General features: G+C 43.1%; 17 protein-coding genes. 3 read left to right on the plus strand and 14 right to left on the minus strand.

What is annotated here, in order from left to right; all coding sequences use genetic code 11:
- Nucleotides 1-247: 247 nt before the first annotated feature.
- From FZ941_RS02925 to FZ941_RS02935, 3 genes are all read right to left on the minus strand, one after another.
- Entirely contained in the window at nucleotides 248-1,672 is a 1,425-nt protein-coding gene (locus FZ941_RS02925) for an NADP-dependent glyceraldehyde-3-phosphate dehydrogenase (protein WP_148886781.1), read from the minus strand.
- Nucleotides 1,673-1,907: 235 nt separating this feature from the next.
- Entirely contained in the window at nucleotides 1,908-3,641 is a 1,734-nt protein-coding gene (gene ptsP / locus FZ941_RS02930) for a phosphoenolpyruvate--protein phosphotransferase (protein ID WP_061910896.1), read from the minus strand.
- A gap of 4 nt (nucleotides 3,642-3,645) precedes the next feature.
- Complete coding sequence (locus FZ941_RS02935) at nucleotides 3,646-3,909, minus strand: phosphocarrier protein HPr (RefSeq protein ID WP_005589589.1); 264 nt, start codon at nucleotides 3,907-3,909, stop codon at nucleotides 3,646-3,648.
- 443 nt (nucleotides 3,910-4,352) lie between these two features.
- Here FZ941_RS02935 and nrdH point away from each other — a divergent pair, with 443 nt between their 5' ends.
- From nrdH to nrdF, 3 genes are all read left to right on the plus strand, one after another.
- On the plus strand, nucleotides 4,353-4,571 hold the full coding sequence (gene nrdH / locus FZ941_RS02940; protein WP_005589588.1) for a glutaredoxin-like protein NrdH: 219 nt from the start codon (nucleotides 4,353-4,355) through the stop codon (nucleotides 4,569-4,571).
- A gap of 94 nt (nucleotides 4,572-4,665) precedes the next feature.
- Nucleotides 4,666-6,825, plus strand: coding sequence for a class 1b ribonucleoside-diphosphate reductase subunit alpha (nrdE, locus tag FZ941_RS02945; protein WP_148886782.1), 2,160 nt, complete (start codon nucleotides 4,666-4,668; stop codon nucleotides 6,823-6,825).
- A 137-nt stretch (nucleotides 6,826-6,962) separates the two neighbouring features.
- Nucleotides 6,963-7,928: a class 1b ribonucleoside-diphosphate reductase subunit beta gene (nrdF, locus tag FZ941_RS02950; RefSeq protein ID WP_148886783.1), complete on the plus strand. Its 966-nt coding sequence runs from the start codon at nucleotides 6,963-6,965 to the stop codon at nucleotides 7,926-7,928.
- 52 nt (nucleotides 7,929-7,980) lie between these two features.
- On the opposite strand, the gene FZ941_RS02955 is transcribed toward nrdF, so the two are convergent.
- The 11 genes from FZ941_RS02955 to FZ941_RS03005 form a co-directional block, all read right to left on the minus strand.
- Nucleotides 7,981-8,979 carry a PhoH family protein gene (locus FZ941_RS02955; protein WP_148886784.1) on the minus strand — a complete coding sequence of 333 codons (999 nt, stop codon included), beginning with the start codon at nucleotides 8,977-8,979 and terminating at the stop codon, nucleotides 7,981-7,983.
- 90 nt (nucleotides 8,980-9,069) lie between these two features.
- Complete coding sequence (locus tag FZ941_RS02960; protein ID WP_148886785.1) at nucleotides 9,070-9,285, minus strand: YozE family protein; 216 nt, start codon at nucleotides 9,283-9,285, stop codon at nucleotides 9,070-9,072.
- Complete coding sequence (gene cvfB, locus FZ941_RS02965; protein WP_061423148.1) at nucleotides 9,286-10,140, minus strand: RNA-binding virulence regulatory protein CvfB; 855 nt, start codon at nucleotides 10,138-10,140, stop codon at nucleotides 9,286-9,288.
- 99 nt (nucleotides 10,141-10,239) lie between these two features.
- A complete protein-coding gene (frr, locus tag FZ941_RS02970) occupies nucleotides 10,240-10,797 on the minus strand; it encodes a ribosome recycling factor (RefSeq protein ID WP_148886786.1) in 558 nt (185 codons plus the stop codon).
- An 18-nt stretch (nucleotides 10,798-10,815) separates the two neighbouring features.
- Nucleotides 10,816-11,541 carry a UMP kinase gene (gene pyrH / locus FZ941_RS02975; RefSeq protein WP_005589574.1) on the minus strand — a complete coding sequence of 242 codons (726 nt, stop codon included), beginning with the start codon at nucleotides 11,539-11,541 and terminating at the stop codon, nucleotides 10,816-10,818.
- A 129-nt stretch (nucleotides 11,542-11,670) separates the two neighbouring features.
- A complete protein-coding gene (locus tag FZ941_RS02980; RefSeq protein ID WP_148886787.1) occupies nucleotides 11,671-12,885 on the minus strand; it encodes an ABC transporter permease in 1,215 nt (404 codons plus the stop codon).
- The gene (locus tag FZ941_RS02985) at nucleotides 12,882-13,775 is read right to left on the minus strand and encodes an ABC transporter ATP-binding protein (RefSeq protein ID WP_148886788.1); all 894 of its coding nucleotides are present in this window, start codon (nucleotides 13,773-13,775) and stop codon (nucleotides 12,882-12,884) included. Before FZ941_RS02985 ends, FZ941_RS02980 begins: the two co-directional genes overlap by 4 nt.
- Before the next feature lie 180 nt (nucleotides 13,776-13,955).
- Nucleotides 13,956-14,867, minus strand: a complete 912-nt coding sequence (locus FZ941_RS02990) for a magnesium transporter CorA family protein (protein WP_148886789.1) — start codon at nucleotides 14,865-14,867, stop codon at nucleotides 13,956-13,958.
- 471 nt (nucleotides 14,868-15,338) lie between these two features.
- Entirely contained in the window at nucleotides 15,339-16,883 is a 1,545-nt protein-coding gene (locus FZ941_RS02995; RefSeq protein ID WP_148886790.1) for a peptide chain release factor 3, read from the minus strand.
- A gap of 295 nt (nucleotides 16,884-17,178) precedes the next feature.
- Nucleotides 17,179-17,859 carry a TIGR02206 family membrane protein gene (locus FZ941_RS03000; protein WP_148886791.1) on the minus strand — a complete coding sequence of 227 codons (681 nt, stop codon included), beginning with the start codon at nucleotides 17,857-17,859 and terminating at the stop codon, nucleotides 17,179-17,181.
- Nucleotides 17,860-17,967: 108 nt separating this feature from the next.
- The gene (locus tag FZ941_RS03005) at nucleotides 17,968-18,660 is read right to left on the minus strand and encodes a TIGR02206 family membrane protein (protein WP_148886792.1); all 693 of its coding nucleotides are present in this window, start codon (nucleotides 18,658-18,660) and stop codon (nucleotides 17,968-17,970) included.
- Nucleotides 18,661-18,691: the final 31 nt, after the last annotated feature.

Below are 18,691 nucleotides of genomic sequence, written 5' to 3' on the forward strand. Positions count from 1 at the left end.
TTTTTGTGGAAAATATCTGATAAAATACTGATTTCAAAGAGTTTGAGGCTAATATCTGTACTTAAAAATCAATCCCTGTACTAGGATTCCTAAAATAATTTATCTAGACCAATATGTAAATTTACATTTTAAAATGATAAGCAATCAAAAATATCAACGCCTGCTTATTTTTATATTATTCGAACACTTGTTAGAATTACAAGTTCATAAAGGTAAGAAAAAAGGCCGCACAAAGCCGCCTTTCTCATTATTTCACATCAAACACGATGGATTTCACTTGTGTCATCGCTTCGATACTGTAACGAATCCCTTGCACTCCGGCTCCAGATCCCTTAACACCAAGGAATGGGAAGTTATCTGGACCACGTTGGGTCTTATTATTGATGTGTACAGTACCTACTTCCAGTTTCTCAGCAATTTCAAATGCTTTAGGGAAATCATTTGTAAAGACTGAAGATTGAAGACCAAACTCTGACTGGTTACAGATCTGAATAGCCTCTTCAACGGAAGTCACACGAATAATCGGAAGAACAGGACCAAATGGCTCTTCCCAAGCTAATTTCATATCCAGTGTCACATGGTCAAACAAGGCAGGCCAGATGAGATTTGCTTCACGTTTGATTTCTGTCAGGGCTGACGCTCCCTTTTCTTGAGCATCTTCAATCAAGCCCCAGATGAAATCTGCTGATGCATGATCAATGACTGGTGTGATATCCGCATTATCAAAGGGATCACCAACCGTCAGTTTCTCTACCTCTGCCTTAATCAGCGCCGCTAATTTATCTGCTACGCTCTCCATGACAATGACACGTTTAATAGCCGTACAGCGCTGGCCTGAATAACTGTATGCCCCGCCAACAATCTGCTTAGCTGCATGCTCCAAGTCGGCATCTTCCAGCACAACTGCAGCATCCTTACCACCCAATTCTAACATAATGGGACGCATACCAGCCAACTTACCGATGCGTTCACCGATTGGAGTAGAGCCGGTAAAGTTAATGTAGTTCACTTCCTTATGCTCAATGATGTAGTCCCCGATTTCTGAACCGCGGCCAGTGATAGTATTGAAAACACCAGCAGGCAGACCAGCCTCAGAAAAAGCCTGAGCCAAGAGCAAACCAGAGATTGAACCTTGAGTAGGTGGCTTAAACATCACAACATTTCCGCCGATAAGGGCAGGAGCAATTTTCGAAGCTGACAGATTAACTGGGTAGTTAAATGGCGCAATGGCCAGTACAACTCCTACAGGCTCACGACGGACCACAGCCAGTTTTTTCTTGCTGGCTGCTTCAAAGCCTCCACCTTCCATAACCTGGCCATGAATACGGATGCCCTCTTCAGCTGCATAGCGAATCAAGTCTGCTGTCCGGACTACCTCTCCGACTGCCGCTTTGATACCCTTGGCAACTTCCTTTGCAAGGATTTCACCAATCTTCTCCTGATCGCGCTCCAAAATATCCGCAGCCTTATGCAGATAAGCTGCACGTTCGACTGCTGAAAGGTCGCGCCAAGCTGGCAAAGCCGCACGAGCGCTCGCCATCGCATAATCAACCTCTGACTGACTCATCGCAGGAACAGTTCCTAAAATCTCATTATTGATAGGAGATGAGATGGTGATTTCATTTTCAGAAGCTCTCCACTCTCCATTTATATAGTTCTTATATTGTGTCACGTGTCCCCTCCAAAATCTTATTAAGTATCATTTTATCAAATTTTCTGAAAATTTCAACTAAATTTTATAAATTTAAAGAAATTTTTCACAAATTTCACAAATCATTTTCTTTTGTTTATATGAACTCTCCATATTTCTCGATTTTTCATCGAGTCTCACTTTCTACACTAGGTCTACTATGGCGCTGAAGAAAACAAAAAAAGACCAGGAAAATTTCCTGATCTTAATTTTCAGATTAATCAAAGTCAAGATATTCTTTTTCAAGTTCAAGAACTTCTTCCATCGTTGCACATTCAGTCAATGCGCGTTGTGCAAGTTCTTCCATCTTCTTCGTATCCAATTTCTTCATAAGGCTACGAGTCCGAAGGACAGAAGTGGCACTCATAGAGAATTCATCCAAGCCCATTCCGACAAGAAGCGGCACAGCTGTTTGGTCACCGGCCATTTCCCCACACATACCTGCCCATTTGCCTTCAGCGTGAGCAGCCTTGATAACGTTGTTGATCAAGCGAAGGATTGATGGGTTGTATGGTTGGTAGAGGTATGAAACTTGTTCGTTCATGCGGTCGGCAGCCATTGTATATTGGATCAAGTCGTTAGTACCGATAGAGAAGAAATCAACTTCTTTGGCAAATTGATCAGCTAGCATTGCTGCTGCTGGAATTTCAATCATGATACCCACTTGGATATTATCCGCTACAGCAACTCCTTCCGCTTGCAATTTCGCTTTTTCTTCTTCGTAAACTGCTTTAGCCTTGCGGAATTCTGTCAAGAGAGCAACCATTGGGAACATGATACGCAATTGTCCATGTACAGAAGCACGCAAGAGAGCGCGGATTTGTGTACGGAACATAGCGTCACCAGTTTCAGAGATAGAGATACGCAATGCACGGAAACCAAGGAACGGGTTCATTTCATGCGGCATATCGAAGTAAGGAAGCTCCTTATCTCCACCGATGTCCATCGTACGGACAACCACTGGTTTTCCATTCATGCCTTCCAAGACAGCCTTGTAAGCTTCGTATTGCTCATCTTCTGTTGGGAAGTCTTGTGAATCCATATAAAGGAATTCTGTACGGTAAAGACCTACGGCTTCAGCACCATTCGCATTGACACCTTCAACGTCTTTTGGTGTACCGATATTAGCAGCGAGTTCAAAGTGTTTGCCATCAGCAGTCACTGTTTGAGCATCTTTCAAGAGAGCCCATTCAGCTTTTTGCTTCGCATAAGCTTCACCAGCTGCCTTGAATGCTGCTGCCTGCTCTTCAGTTGGGTTAATGATAACTTCACCAGTGATACCATTTGCTGCAATGATATCGCCGTCTTTAACGAGTTCAGTAATATTATTGGTCCCCAATACGGCTGCGATTTCAAGCGTACGCGCCATAATCGCAGAGTGGCTTGTTCGTCCACCGATATTGGTTACAAACGCTTTAACAAATTTCTTGTCTAATTGAGCTGTATCAGAAGGAGTCAAGTCATGTGCAATGACAACTGATTCTTCATTGATAGAAGCTGGATTTGGTAATTTCTTGCCCAAAAGGTTTGCCAAAACACGCTTCGTTACGTCACGAATATCTGCCGCGCGTTCTTGCATGTATGGATTGTCTTCCATACCTTCAAAAATAGCGATAAACATGTCTGTAACTTCTTTCAGACCAGCTTCCGCATTTACTTTCTTAGTACGGATCGTTTCTTTGATTTGACCAACCATTTCAGGGTCAGCGAGTACCATTAAGTGAGCGTCAAATACTTGAGCCGCTTCCTCACCAAGGCTATCTACTGCTTTCTCACGGATAACAGAAAGCTCGTTCTGTGAAGCTTCAAGAGCTGCATCCAAACGAGCCTCTTCTGCATTCGTATCATCGACTGAAACAGTCTCAAATGACAAATCCGGTTGAACTAATAGATATGCCTTAGCAACGGCAACACCGTCAGATGCTGCAATTCCTTTAAGCATTTCTGTCATTTTCTTATGCCAATCCTTCTTTTTCCATTGTTTCTGAGATAGCAGCGATAGCATCATCCGCGTCTGCACCTTCAGCTGAGATTGTAACGTCAGCACCTTGGCCAACACCAAGACTCATAACACCCATGATTGATTTAAGGTTTACTGATTTACCTTTGTACTCAAGAGTGATATCTGAAGCAAATTTGCTAGCTGTTTGTACCAACAATGTTGCTGGACGCGCGTGAATACCTGTTTCTGCCACAATGTGGAAATCTTTAGAAGCCATAGTTAGACTCTCCTTTAAAATAATTCTTTTTGAGTTAAAGTGATAACCCTTACAAGTTGATATTATATCACTTTTTGAAATCTTTTTCAAGAATTTTATAGCCCGCTTACAAAATATTTCGTTAGACTTTGAAAATGAATTCTGTTTTAAATATAGTAGATTAGATAGTCAACTCCCTCTCTTTCCGAAATAGTTTCAAGGCTTTCTTCCCTATAATGAATTCTTCTTGGTCTAGCTTCGCTTAAAGTACAGTAAGCGCTGTGACTCCTTGTGGTTATTTCTCTTTGTTTTGATGTTTTACACACTATATATTGTATCTCAATAGTTGCTATAAGAAAATATCATACAATATTTAGTTCAAAACTGTTGACATCGAATTCGCTTTTAGATATACTAGTTTCAGATTTAAATTTAAGAAAATGAAAGTATAGAGGAATCATCTAATGGTAACTATTTACTCTAAAAACGATTGTGTTCAATGCAAGATGACCAAACGTTTTCTTGATACCAACAATGTGGAATATCGCGAAATCAACCTTGATGAGCAACCAGAATACATCGACCATGTTAAAAGCCTCGGTTTCAATGCAGCGCCTGTTATTCAAACGCCAACTGAAGCATTCTCTGGTTTCCAGCCTGGTAAACTTAAAAAATTATCATAATCTCACCAGTATTTAGAGCTTTGTTGCCGCTCCTATCATTCGTAGGAGCCGTTTATTTTGTAAAAGCAAAAGACATTTTAGAAAAAGGAAAATTATGGGACTCAAACACTTAGAAGATGTGACTTACTTCCGTCTAAATAACGAAATCAACCGTCCAGTCAATGGGCAAATCATGCTTCACAAAGACAAAGAAGCCTTGGATGCCTTCTTTAAAGAAAATGTTGAACCAAACACGATGAAGTTTGCTTCTATTACGGAAAAAATTCAGTATTTAATTGAAGAAAACTACTTGGAAAAAGAATTTATCCAACTCTATTCTCCTGAATATATTGAAGAGTTAGCTGCTTTTATCCATGCTCAAGATTTCAAGTTCAAATCTTTCATGGCAGCCTACAAATTCTACAACCAGTATGCGCTGAAGACAAATGATGGTGAATACTATCTGGAAAGCATGGAAGATCGGGTACTCTTCAACGCCCTCTACTTTGCCAACGGAGACGAAGCTATTGCCAAGGATATTGCCAATGAAATCATCCACCAACGCTACCAACCAGCGACACCAAGCTTCCTCAACGCAGGTCGGGCTCGTCGTGGCGAATTGGTTTCCTGCTTCCTCATCCAAGTAACAGATGATATGAACTCTATTGGTCGCTCCATCAACTCTGCCCTGCAATTGTCTCGTATCGGAGGCGGGGTCGGTATTTCCCTCAGCAATCTGCGGGAAGCTGGCGCCCCTATCAAGGGTTATGAAGGAGCTGCGTCTGGCGTTGTGCCTGTTATGAAGCTCTTTGAAGACAGCTTCTCTTACTCAAACCAACTTGGGCAACGTCAGGGAGCAGGGGTCGTCTACCTCAACGTCTTCCACCCAGATATCATCGCTTTCCTTTCTACTAAAAAAGAAAATGCCGACGAAAAAGTTCGGGTTAAAACCCTCTCGCTCGGTGTTGTGATTCCGGATAAGTTCTACGAATTGGCACGTAAGAATGAAGATATGTACCTCTTCAGCCCCTACTCAATCGAACGTGAATACAGCGTACCATTTGCCTACCTTGACATCACTGAAAAATACGATGAGCTAGTTGCCAATCCTAAGATCACCAAGACTAAGATCAAGGCCCGTGATTTGGAAACAGAGATTTCTAAATTGCAACAAGAATCTGGCTACCCTTATGTCGTGAATATCGATACTGCCAACCGTTCTAATCCAATCGATGGCAAAATCATCATGAGTAACCTTTGCTCTGAAATCCTGCAGGTGCAAGAGCCTAGCCTCTTGAATGATGCTCAAGAGTATCTCCACTTGGGAACAGATGTATCATGTAACTTGGGCTCTACCAACGTTGTCAACATGATGACTTCGCCTGACTTTGGAAAATCCATCCGGACTATGACACGCGCCCTGACCTTTGTTACAGACAGCTCGCACATCACAGCTGTTCCTTCGATTGACCATGGTAACAGTTTGGCCCATACCTTTGGTCTGGGAGCTATGGGCTTGCACAGCTATTTGGCTCAGCAGTTGATTGACTATGGATCAGCGGAGGCTGTCGAGTTTACCAGCATCTACTTCATGCTCATGAACTACTGGACCTTGGTTGAGTCTAACAATATCGCTCGCGAGCGTGGCGTGACCTTCCATAATTTTGAAAAATCTGACTATGCCAACGGCACTTACTTTGACAAATACCTGACAGGTGAATTTGTACCTAAGTCTGACCGTGTGAAAGAACTCTTCGCAGGCATCTTTATCCCGTCTGCAGAAGATTGGGCAGAGTTGCGCGACAAGGTCAAGGCTGATGGCCTCTACCACCAAAACCGCCTAGCTGTTGCGCCAAATGGCTCTATCAGCTACATCAACGATGTTTCTGCTTCAATTCACCCAATTACCCAGCGGATCGAAGAACGTCAGGAAAAGAAAATCGGTAAGATTTACTATCCTGCGGCAGGTTTGTCAACTGAAACCATTCCTTACTATACTTCTGCCTACGACATGGACATGCGCAAGGTGATCGATGTCTACGCAGCTGCAACCGAGCACGTGGACCAAGGACTTTCACTGACACTCTTCATGCGCAGCGATATTCCTAAAGGCCTCTACGAGTGGAAAAAAGAAAGCAAGCAGACAACCCGCGACCTTTCTATCCTGCGTAACTATGCCTTCAACAAGGGAATCAAGTCCATCTACTACGTCCGCACCTTCACTGATGATGGCGGCGAAGTAGGCGCTAACCAATGTGAAAGCTGTGTGATCTAGTAAGCACCGAATTGCCAAACTAGGTCACTTAGTTCAAGCAAATAAGCAATTTTTGAAAAAGCCTATCGCAATGTTGCTGAAGGAAATCGTTTCCTTCACGGCATAAGCAAGTATTAAAAATTAAAAGCGAGATTATCATGGAAACTTACTATAAAGCCATAAACTGGAATGCCATCGAAGATGTCATCGACAAATCAACTTGGGAAAAGCTGACGGAGCAATTCTGGCTCGATACTCGTATCCCTCTGTCAAATGACCTAGACGACTGGAGAAAACTTTCAAACAAAGAAAAAGACTTGGTAGGAAAAGTCTTTGGTGGGTTGACCCTTCTTGATACCATGCAATCTGAAACTGGTGTACAAGCTCTTCGTTCAGACATCCGTACACCGCATGAGGAAGCTGTTTTCAATAACATCCAATTTATGGAATCTGTCCACGCAAAATCTTATTCTTCTATCTTTTCTACCTTGAATACCAAGGCTGAAATCGAAGAAATCTTTGAATGGACTAACACTAACCCCTACCTACAAAGAAAAGCTGAAATTATCAATGAAATCTACCTCAATGGTAGCCCACTTGAAAAGAAAGTTGCTAGCGTCTTCCTTGAAACCTTCCTCTTCTACTCTGGTTTCTTTACGCCACTCTACTATCTCGGTAACAACAAACTGGCTAACGTTGCGGAAATCATCAAACTGATCATCCGTGATGAATCTGTTCACGGAACTTACATTGGTTACAAATTCCAACTCGGTTTCAACGAATTGCCTGAAGAAGAGCAAGAAAAACTTAAAGAATGGATGTACGACCTGCTCTATACCCTCTATGAGAACGAAGAGGGCTATACAGAAAGTCTCTATGACGGTGTTGGTTGGACCGAAGAAGTTAAAACCTTCCTTCGCTACAATGCCAATAAGGCCCTTATGAACCTAGGACAAGATCCACTCTTCCCGGATTCAGCGGATGATGTCAATCCTATCGTCATGAACGGAATCTCAACAGGAACATCCAACCACGACTTCTTCTCTCAAGTCGGAAATGGTTACCTTCTTGGTGAAGTTGAAGCCATGCAAGATGATGACTACAACTACGGTTTAAGCAAATAATTTGCAGACACTAGAAAACGACTAACTTGCTCATCAAGTTAGTCGTTTTTTATCAGCTAGCGCTTTCGTCATCAGCTATTTCGCTATCCTCTTTCTTAGGAGCTGGCGGTTCATAGGCACGGATAATCTGTGCCACTACTGGATGGCGAACCACATCCTTGGCTGAGAAATGCACAAAATCAATCTGGGAGATATTTTTCAATTTCTCTTGAGCGTCGATGAGACCAGATTTGACATTGCGAGGCAGATCAATCTGACTGATGTCACCATTGACAATCATCTTGGACTGGAAACCCAGACGTGTCAGAAACATCTTCATCTGCATGATGGTGGTATTCTGCGCTTCATCCAGAATGACAAAAGCATCATCCAGCGTCCGCCCCCGCATATAGGCTAGGGGAGCAATCTCAATGATTTCTCGCTCCATCAGACGCGTCGTCTGGTCCTTACCCAAAATCTGATACAAGGCATCATAGACTGGACGCAGATAAGGATCCACCTTTTCCTTAAGGTCACCAGGCAGAAAGCCTAGACTCTCACCAGCTTCTACTGCTGGTCGCGTCAAGATGATTCGTTTGACTTGCCCACGCTTGAGAGCCGTCACCGCTAAGGTCACCGCTAGAAAGGTCTTCCCTGTTCCAGCTGGTCCGATCCCAAAGACAATATCATGATTTTTAACACTGTCCACATAGATTTTTTGACCAAGTGTCTTGACCCGAATTGGCTTGCCATAGCTATCCTTGATAATCTCTTCTTCGTAAAGAGCTACAAACTTATCAATTTCATCATTTTTGACCATGGTAATGGCTGTCACCACATCGGGCGTACCGACTGTCATGCCACGATTGACCAAGACCAAGAGAGCCTGAATGACCTGTCGACTCTCCTCGCAGGCAGCCTCCGTACCCAAAATCTGCACAATCTCGGTTCGGGCATGAATGGTTACCTTTAATTCCTGCTCCATCAAGCGCAGATGACGTTCATTAGAGCCAAAGAGATGAAAGGCATCATCTGGATGACCCAGTTTTAATTCTACTGAATGTTCCTGCAAACAAAGAACCTCTCTATTTTAATTTTTTGAATGTATTACATTTATTATATCAAAGCAAGCAGAAAATGACTATCCCTAGCCACTGTCCACTCAATGGGCCTGATATTCTTCCCATATCGCATCAAACTCCCCCAAGTTAAAGGAAAAATTTGCATGCTCCTCTAGAAAGCGGCTGACCTCGTCAAAATCATCCGTGTGCTTGGGAAAGACCGTATCCTGAAATGCCAAGTCCGCCAAAATAGCCTTTGGCTTATTACTTTTGGGATTACGCTCCGTCATCAGCCAACTGTAAAAAGATTTTCTCATTTAAATCAACTCCGTTCCAGTCGGATCTTGCTTGATTTTACCAGCTTTCATGAGACCGCCCAGGGCTTTTTTAAACTGACCTTTGGAAATGCCAAAAGTGGCCTTGATGTCGTCTGGTGAAGATTTGTCGTTCAAGGTCATGAAGCCGCCATTGCTCTCCAGATAGGTCAAGATCATCTGAGCATCGTTTTCCAGCATTTCAAAGGAGCGAGGCTTGAGGGAGAGGTTAAGGGTGCGGTCTACTTCACGGAAGCCAATCACCCGTGCGTCCAAGACCTGCCCCAGACGTGGCTCTGCATAGCGCTCGCTCGGATGGATAAAGCCCAGCATATTATTCTCTGGCAGATAGACGAAGGTGCCAGAAAGCTTGAGGCGATAAACGATGGCTGGCCAATTTTGGTTCTGCATGTTATTGTAGGCAGGACGAGCCAAGCGCTGGAAATCCTCCTGATAGGCCAGCTGTCCCCAGATGCGGTCTTTCTTGTCCACACTGAGACGAATATAGAGACGGTCGCCCTTCTTAGGCCAAAGTTCCTTGATTTCTGGCAAAATGTCCAGTGACACCACGATTTGCTTATCTGGCAGACCCGTATCGACAAAGACCCCCAGATCCTTGCGAACCTCCGTCACTGTTCCCCAGCCAAACTGCTCCTGGGTCGCTGTGACTTCAAGAGTCGTCAGACGAAGCTTCTGCTTCATATCGCTATAAGCAAAGCCCTTGACAGACTGACCGAGCTCATGTTGCCCTTCTTCCTTAGAAAGGGCATAGGTTTGTCCATCCTTCTGGACAAAGTAAAAACGATCGTTTTCATCTGTGATAATCCCCACGATGAAGCTAGCAAGATTTGTGTTCATATAGTCCTACTTCTACCTTGCCTCTTCTAATCGCAAGGATTTTTATGTTAAAACAACTCAGTCAGCCAAGGCCAACTGAGTTTTGATTCTGCTAAAATATTAAACTTCTAGAAGTTCTTTTTCTTTAGTCGCTGTCATATCATCGATATGCTTCACTGCATCATCAGTGACTTTTTGGATATCCTTTTCAAGAACCTTCAATTCATCTTCAGTGATTTCTTTAGCCTTTTCCTGTTTCTTAGCTTCGTCCATCGCGTCGCGGCGGATGTTACGAATCGCAATCTTAGCATTTTCACCGACTTTTTTCACTTCTTTAGCCAATTCACGACGAGTTTCCTCTGTCAGAGCTGGAATAACCAATCGAATGACAGATCCGTCGCTAGATGGTGTGATACCTAAGTCAGAGGCATTGATCGCACGCTCGATATCCTTGATAGAAGACTTGTCAAAAGGTGTCACCAAAAGCACACGCGCTTCTGGAATTGTGATAGAAGAGAGTTGGTTAAGCGGTGTCTCTACTCCATAGTATTCCACATGGATACGATCCAAAAGGCTAGCATTAGCGCGGCCTGCACGGATGCTACCAAATTCACGCGCCAAGCTTTGGTGCGAGTGGGTCATTCTTTCTTTTGCTTTTTCTACAATTACATTTGCCATTTTCTTTTCTCCCTGATTTTATAAATTATTTGAGACAGTTGTCCCGATTTGCTCACCAAAGACCACTCGTTTGATATTGCCAGGTTCATTCATATTGAAGACGACTAGGTCAATGTCATTGTCCATAGAAAGGGTAGAAGCAGTCGAGTCCATGATACGCAAGCCTTTGTTAATAACGTCGCGGTGGGTCAATTCATCAAACTTCACAGCTGTTTTATCCTTGTTTGGATCGGCATTGTAGACCCCATCCACACCATTTTTAGCCATGAGGATAGCGTCTGCCTCAATTTCCGCAGCCCGCAGGGCAGCTGTCGTATCTGTTGAAAAATATGGTGAACCAATACCAGCACCGAAAATAACAATCCGACCTTTTTCCAAATGACGAAGAGCACGTCCACGAATATAAGGTTCAGCTACCTGCTGCATGGCAATTGCTGTCTGAACGCGGGTGTCAACGCCCACTTGTTGCAAAGAATCTGCCATTACAAGTGCATTCATGACTGTTCCCAACATGCCAGTATAGTCCGCTTGAACGCGATCCATACCTGCTTCTGCTGCTGGCTCGCCTCGCCAAAGATTACCACCACCGATAACCAAGGCAATTTGAATGCCCAGTTCATGGACTTCCTTGATTTCTTCAGCCATTTTTTGAACAGTGGCGATATTGATGCCCACACCTTTTTCGCCAGCCAAAGCTTCTCCAGATAGTTTAATCAAAATACGCTTATATTTAGGTTCTACCATTTTTCCACTCCTTGTTTTATCTGTACTATTTTACCATAAATTCCACTTTTTACCTAGCCCTATTATTCAAAATATTAAATTAAAATACAAAAAGAAAACTCCACCAGATGACTCCAGTGAAGTTGCGATTTATTTATATTTTAAAGCACGTTTGAAGGTCTTCCAAGCTCCCAAATCATCCGTCTGCAGGACAAGGCTGGAGTAAATACGCGCGATGAAGACTGTCATGATAATCGCAAAAGCAGCTGTAATTCCTAGAGAAAGCCAAGCTTCCAAGCTGGTTGCATAACCATTGATAGCTCGGAAGGGCATGAAAAAGGTTGAGATGAAAGGAAGATAAGAACCAACCTTCAAAATCACATTATCTCCTGCTGCCCCCAAAGCTGAAACTCCCATAAAGCCGACTAAAATCAGCATGATAACTGGCGAAAGGACTTTTCCTGTATCTTCTGCTCGTGCCACCATTGAACCAAGAAAGGCTGACAAGACAACATACATAAAGATACTAACTGCTACAAAAGCTAGAGTATTCAAAGACACAGCTTCTCCGATATACTGCTGAATGGCTGGATTGCTCTTCAAGACTTGGGATACAAGAGGAATGCTGTCCGCAAAGAGAAAGGCTGCCAGTCCACCAAGCACATAAATACCCAGATGGCTAAGAATCACTGCAAAAATTCCAATCATACGGGCATAGAAATAATCGGTCGCCTTAATACTGGAGAAGATGACTTCCATGATTTTTGTGCCCTTTTCACTGGCCACATCTTGGGCAGTAACGCTGGCATAAGTAATCAAAATCATATAGAGCAGGAAGCCCAGCCCTATTGCAGCAAAGGTCTGAACCATCTTCTTACTTTCTTTATTTTCATCAATTTTCTCTTCAAACTGGACTGTCCGTGCAAGAATTTGACTCTGCTCATCTGACAAATCGGCCTGAGCCAAGTTTAAAGCCTGCTGGACTTGGATGAGGGAATTGGACAGAGCCATTTTCGTTGCAGCATTCATGCTGGTTTCTGCGTAGTAGGTGGCAGAAAGCTGTCCATCTCTTTCCTCAATCGTCAGATAGCCCGCGATTTTCTTATCTTTTACAGCCTGCTTGGCTGCAGTTTCATCTTTGTACTGAAAACTCAGCTGATCTTCAGCTCTTAAAACTTCCCTGACAGAATCAAGCTGGGTCAGAACTGCTACCTTTTGAGAGGAAGCCATAGAGCTTCCCTGCAGATAACCAATCCCCAAGCTCAGCCCAAGAAAGAGGAAAGGAGACAAGACCATAAAGACAAAACTCCAAGACTTGACATGACGAAGGTAGGTTTCTTTGATGACGATTAACATTTGTTTCATACTACCACCCCTGATTCTAATTTGAAAATTTCATCAATTGTCGGTGCCTGCTGGTCAAAAGTTGCCACATAGCTTCCCTGAGTCAAGCGATCAAACAATTCAGGACCCGCTGTTTCGTCGTCCAAAATCAATTTCCAGATTCCTTGCTTGGTCTGCGTCGCCTTGACAACATGAGGCAGGGCTTCTAATTCAGCCTGAGACAGGTCACTTGAGACGAAAAGACGAGTCTTGCCATATTGGTTGCGGACTGCCTGTACATCGCCATTGAGAACCACTTGCCCGTCACGAATCATCAGGACATCATCGCACAGCTCTTCCACATTTGTCATGACATGATCCGAGAAGATAATCGTCGCTCCGCGCTTTTTCTCCTCAACAATGACTTCCTTCAGGATTTCAGTATTGACAGGATCCAGACCGCTGAAGGGCTCATCTAAGATGATCAAGTCTGGCTCATGCAAGAGCGTGATAATCAGCTGAACCTTTTGCTGGTTCCCCTTGGACAAACTCTTGATTTTGTCGGTTAATTTCCCCTTGACCTGGAGCTTTTCCATCCACTGGGGCAGTTTTTCTTTGACAACAGCTGTCGGCACACCCTTTAGATTTGCCAGATAGCGCACTTGCTCAAAGACCGTCAGCTTGGGCATCAGGCTTCTTTCCTCAGGCAGATAGCCAATCCTATTATAGGTCTCCTGCTTGATAGCCTGCCCTTCGAAACGAATCTCTCCACTATAGTCTAGGAAGCGCAAAATACTGTGAAAAATCGTTGTTTTCCCAGCACCGTTTTTCCCAATCAAACCAAGGATATGCCCCGGCTTGGCTTCAAAATCAATACCGAACAACACTTGCTTTTGCCCAAAACTTTTTTCTAGTTTTTCTACATGCAGCATATGAAACCTCCTGTTATGATACTAAGATTATTATACTACTTTGAAAGCAGTTTTTCATCTTTTTGTCTCACCATACAAGAAATTTTCTCTCTATTTTTCATAAATAGAATATGAAACTCACTCGAGCTAGCACCACAAAAAAATGAGGCTCGAAAACCTCATTCGTTTAATGTATTTTATTCATCGCTCTTTATTGACCACCCAGTTGAGGAGCTTGGTCAGAAGAACCCAAAGAACAATACTGATGGTGACAATGTAAAGCCAAGCATTCTTGTCCGTTGCCCAAGGCAGGGGGACATTCATACCAAAGAAGCCAGTGATGACTGCTAGAACTGCCAGAAGAACCGAAATAATGGTCAAGACAGTCAAATTATCATTCAGATTGTTGTTCAGGATATTATTGTAGGAGCCCGAAAGCTGGCTAAGAACCTGAGCAATCAAATCCGTCATTGACACCAGCTGACGTGCCTCAATCATGGCATCTTCAAACTGCTCGGTTTCTAGTTCATCAAAGCCACGATAAACAGCATGTCTCTTGATGTGCTCCAGAAGTATAGTATTTTGCTTGGATGCCGCCACCAGATAGACCATGGAGGTTTCCAAGTCGGAGAGGGCAAACAAGTGCTTTTTAGTCGTTTTCTGACGCAAAAGTCGGTTAATCTCATCCTTGCGCTTGTCCATCTGCTCAATGACCGGATAGTAGGAATTGGAAATCAACTCCAGACTGGCAAAAAGAAACTTATAGACCGACACAGGCTCATGATTCTCCGTGTAGGCTTTCATTATATCGACCACATAGGCATTGTCTTGATTGCTGATCGTGATGAGACGGTCCTGCTGTACCACGAAAGTCATCGGAATGGTCTCATAGTAGTCCTTCTCTGTCGCTAAATTCAGCACATTATAGATGAAAAGAACCGTTCCATTCTCACGATTGTAGTCCATGTGAGCTCGCTCGTTTTTATCCAGCGCATACTCGATAGTTTCAAGGTCGATATTATAATCCTGATAAATCTGTCCATTCTTTTTAACATCATCTGAGTCAATGTTGATCCAGATAGATTGGTCTTTTAGTTTTCTTTCCAGAAACATAGAACTCCTTTCTGGGATCTAGAATGATTGTCTAATAGCTCACGCCTAATGTCCACACTTAGCCTCATAGCCAAAACTCCTATGTCCTGGCAAGAAAGCCAGCAAATCAATATCGTCTTTTAAATATAGCTGTAAGGAAGTTAGCTAAATCAAGTCACTAGCTACGACACGAAGAGGCGAAAACGATTATTGTTCACCGATGAGTTAGTGAGGTAGGTAGGCACTGCGCTTATTTCCTAGTGAAGTGTTTAGGTAAACCGCCATAGCGGTTACCGATTTTTACACCACGACACGGAGTTTGGCAAATCGATTTCATTTGCCAAATGTAGTTAGATAGCTTGACTGCGACGACGTAAAGTTTTACGAATCGATACTATTCGTATAACTTTACTAGTGAAGCGTTTAGGTAAGCCGCCATAGCGGTTACCGTCAAATGACAGCAACTCTCTGTTGCTAGTTATTTGTAACGATTTACATCTTCTCTTCTAACTCTACATCTGGATACTTATCCGCAAACCAGCGGAGGGCAAAGTCATTTTCAAAGAGGAAGACTGGTTGGTCGAAACGGTCCTTGGCCAAGATATTGCGGCTTGAGGACATCCGTTCATCCAAGTCCTCTGGCTTGATCCAACGAACTGTCTTTTTACCCATTGGAGTCATGACAACTTCAGCGTTGTACTCCCCTTCCATACGGTGCTTGAAAACTTCAAACTGGAGTTGGCCGACGGCGCCCAGCATGTACTCGCCTGTTTGGTAATTCTTATAAAGCTGAATGGCTCCCTCTTGAACCAACTGCTCAATCCCCTTGTGGAAGGATTTTTGCTTCATGACGTTCTTAGCAGAAACTTTCATGAAAATCTCAGGTGTAAAGGTGGGCAGTGGTTCAAATTCAAACTTATTTTTTCCAACCGTCAAGGTGTCCCCAACTTGATAAGTACCGGTATCGTAAACTCCGATAATATCTCCTGCTACGGCATTGGTTACATTCTCACGACTTTCCGCCATAAACTGAGTAACATTCGACAGTTTGGCAGCCTTACCAGTACGAGGCAGGTTGACACTCATGCCTCGCTCAAATTCACCCGATACGATACGGACAAAAGCGATACGGTCTCGGTGACGAGGATCCATGTTGGCTTGGATTTTAAAGACGAATCCTGAGAAATCCTTATCATAAGGATCCACAATTTCACCATCTGTTTTCTTGTGTCCGTGTGGTTCTGGAGCAAATTTCAAGAAAGTTTCAAGGAAGGTCTGCACACCAAAGTTAGTAAGAGCTGAACCAAAGAAGACCGGAGTTAGCTCACCAGCTAAAATAGCTTCCTCTGAGAACTCATTTCCTGCTTCCTTCAGGAGCTCAATGTCATCCTTGACTTGCTCATAGAAAGGATTGCTGGCAAAAAGTTTGTCCCCATCTTCCAGACTAGCAAAACGCTCATCCCCTTTATAGAGCTCCAAGCGTTGGTTATAGAGGTCATATAAGCCCTCAAAGGCCTTCCCCATCCCGATTGGCCAGTTCATGGGATAGCTGGCAATGCCCAAAACTTCTTCCAATTCTTGCAAGAGGTCCAGTGGCTCACGACCATCACGGTCTAGCTTGTTCATAAAGGTAAAGACAGGGATTCCACGGTGTTTCACAACTTCAAACAATTTCTTGGTTTGGGCCTCGATACCCTTGGCAGAGTCCACGACCATGACCGCAGCATCCACCGCCATCAAGGTCCGATAGGTATCTTCTGAGAAGTCCTCGTGCCCTGGTGTGTCTAGGATATTGACGCGTTTGCCGTCGTAGTCAAATTGCATAACAGATGAAGTGACCGAAATCCCACGTTGTTTCTCGATATCCATCCAGTCAGACTTAGCAAAGTTACCCGTCTTTTTCCCCTTGACTGTACCAGCCTCACGAATCTCGCCTCCAAAGTAGAGCAACTGCTCAGTAATAGTTGTTTTCCCCGCGTCCGGGTGGGAGATAATGGCAAAGGTACGTCGTTTCTTAATTTCTTCTTGTAAAGTCATCTTCTTCTCTTTCTTTTCCTTTTGGATAATGGTGAATGTCAGTATTTTTATTTTTTACATTGGAATATTCTAATCCTTTCAACCTACCTATTATAGCGGATTTAGCGCTTTTTTTCAATTATATAAGAAAGATAAAAATCGCCCTTGCCAGCGATTCTATTCTTTATATTTGGCTAACTTATCTTAAGATCTGACAATGACACTACTAAAAAGGAAAATTACAAAGATTAAGATTAAAATCAGATTTAAGAAAAGTCCTGCCAAATAAACTTGACAGGAGCTATAAAATGCAATATTAAACAATTTCTAGCTGCTTTTTCCAGCGTTTCTTAAATATTTCATCAAAAAGAAGCAAGGTAGCGGACAAAATAATCGACACAGCTAAATATTTTACTAAAAGATTATGCTGACTGATAAAAGGCGGACTTTTTAGCAGACCGTAATTCCCACCCGTCACTTGATTGACAGCGACAAGAAAGGCATCGAGCACAAAAGTATAGAGAACAATCATGTATTTCTTGAGCTGGGTCTTATCGTAGTGATTCATCAGATAAATCAGGGAATTAACCAAGAGGGCATAGTGACCAATCAGGAAAGAGAAGATGGTAATATGCGGGAAATCATAAGGATCAAAGACTGGATAGCCGAGGGCGAAGACTGCTCCGCTGGCTCCTAAAAGAGCGAAATACTGCTTGCTGGGCCATTTATCTGGCAGAAAGACCACCGCAAACATGGCCAAGCGGCAATGGTACAAAGGCAGACTATTTGCCAGAGGGAGCTGAAAACCCACATACCAGCTATAAAGAACTGCCAGTTGGCACAACTGAAGAATTTTCATGCTTTTTACAAAGCTAGGATTCTTATGGTATTTTATCGATGCGTAGACAGACAGCAAAAGCAATGCCATCATCAAAGAGTAGGCCAAAGCTGAAACAAAGGGCGGTTCAGTTTGGTTGGTAGTCAAAAAATGATGCATCCAGTTTCCTTTCTACTTTTAAAATCTGTATGTTCAAACTCGCAGTCAGCTTGAAAATCTAGGCAGAATTTTTCTAGTTACCAGAGAAATCATTTCCTCTTCCAATCTTTATTGGATCAATCGCTCTGCCTGTCTTTCCTTCATTTCTTTGAACAAGTAAGAAAATAGAAGCAAGGCCGTCGCTAAGACCACAGACACAATCATATAATTCCCAAGCATACCATGATCTCCTACCAGAGGCGGATCCTTTAAGAAACCGTAGTTGCCCCCGAATGCAATATTTCCAAGCAAGATGAGGAAGTCTAAGCCAAAGGTAATTTCTACGATACGGCGATAGGACAAATTAAGTCTATCATAATGCTTCATCAGGTAGATAATCGAATTGCCTAACAGGGCCAAATGACCGATGAAAAACGAAAATAGGGTTATATGCGGAAATGAATAGGGATCTAAAATCGGATAGACAATAGCGCAAATCGGTCCAAATACTCCCAATAAGGCGAAATATTGCTTATAAGCTACTTTATCTGGCAGTAGCAAGACAGCAAACATAGCGACTCGGCAATGGTACAAGGGGAGACTCTCCGACAAAGGCTCCTGAATAACCAAGTACCAGCCATACAAAGAGACTAATTGCACGATTTGGGCAACTCTAAAAAAAGTCTGTACTTTCTTTCGCTCAAAAAAACGACTGGCAACATAGATGACAGACACTAGGCTCATCAAGAGCAGAATATAAGCAAAAGGCGTCATCACAGGCGGTTCTGTTTTGTGACTAGTAAAAAAATCTAGTAAATTCATCTTTCAAATTTTCATCCTAATAAATAATTTT

The organism is Streptococcus sp. Marseille-P6264 (assembly GCF_902460355.1).
Lineage (GTDB): Bacteria > Bacillota > Bacilli > Lactobacillales > Streptococcaceae > Streptococcus.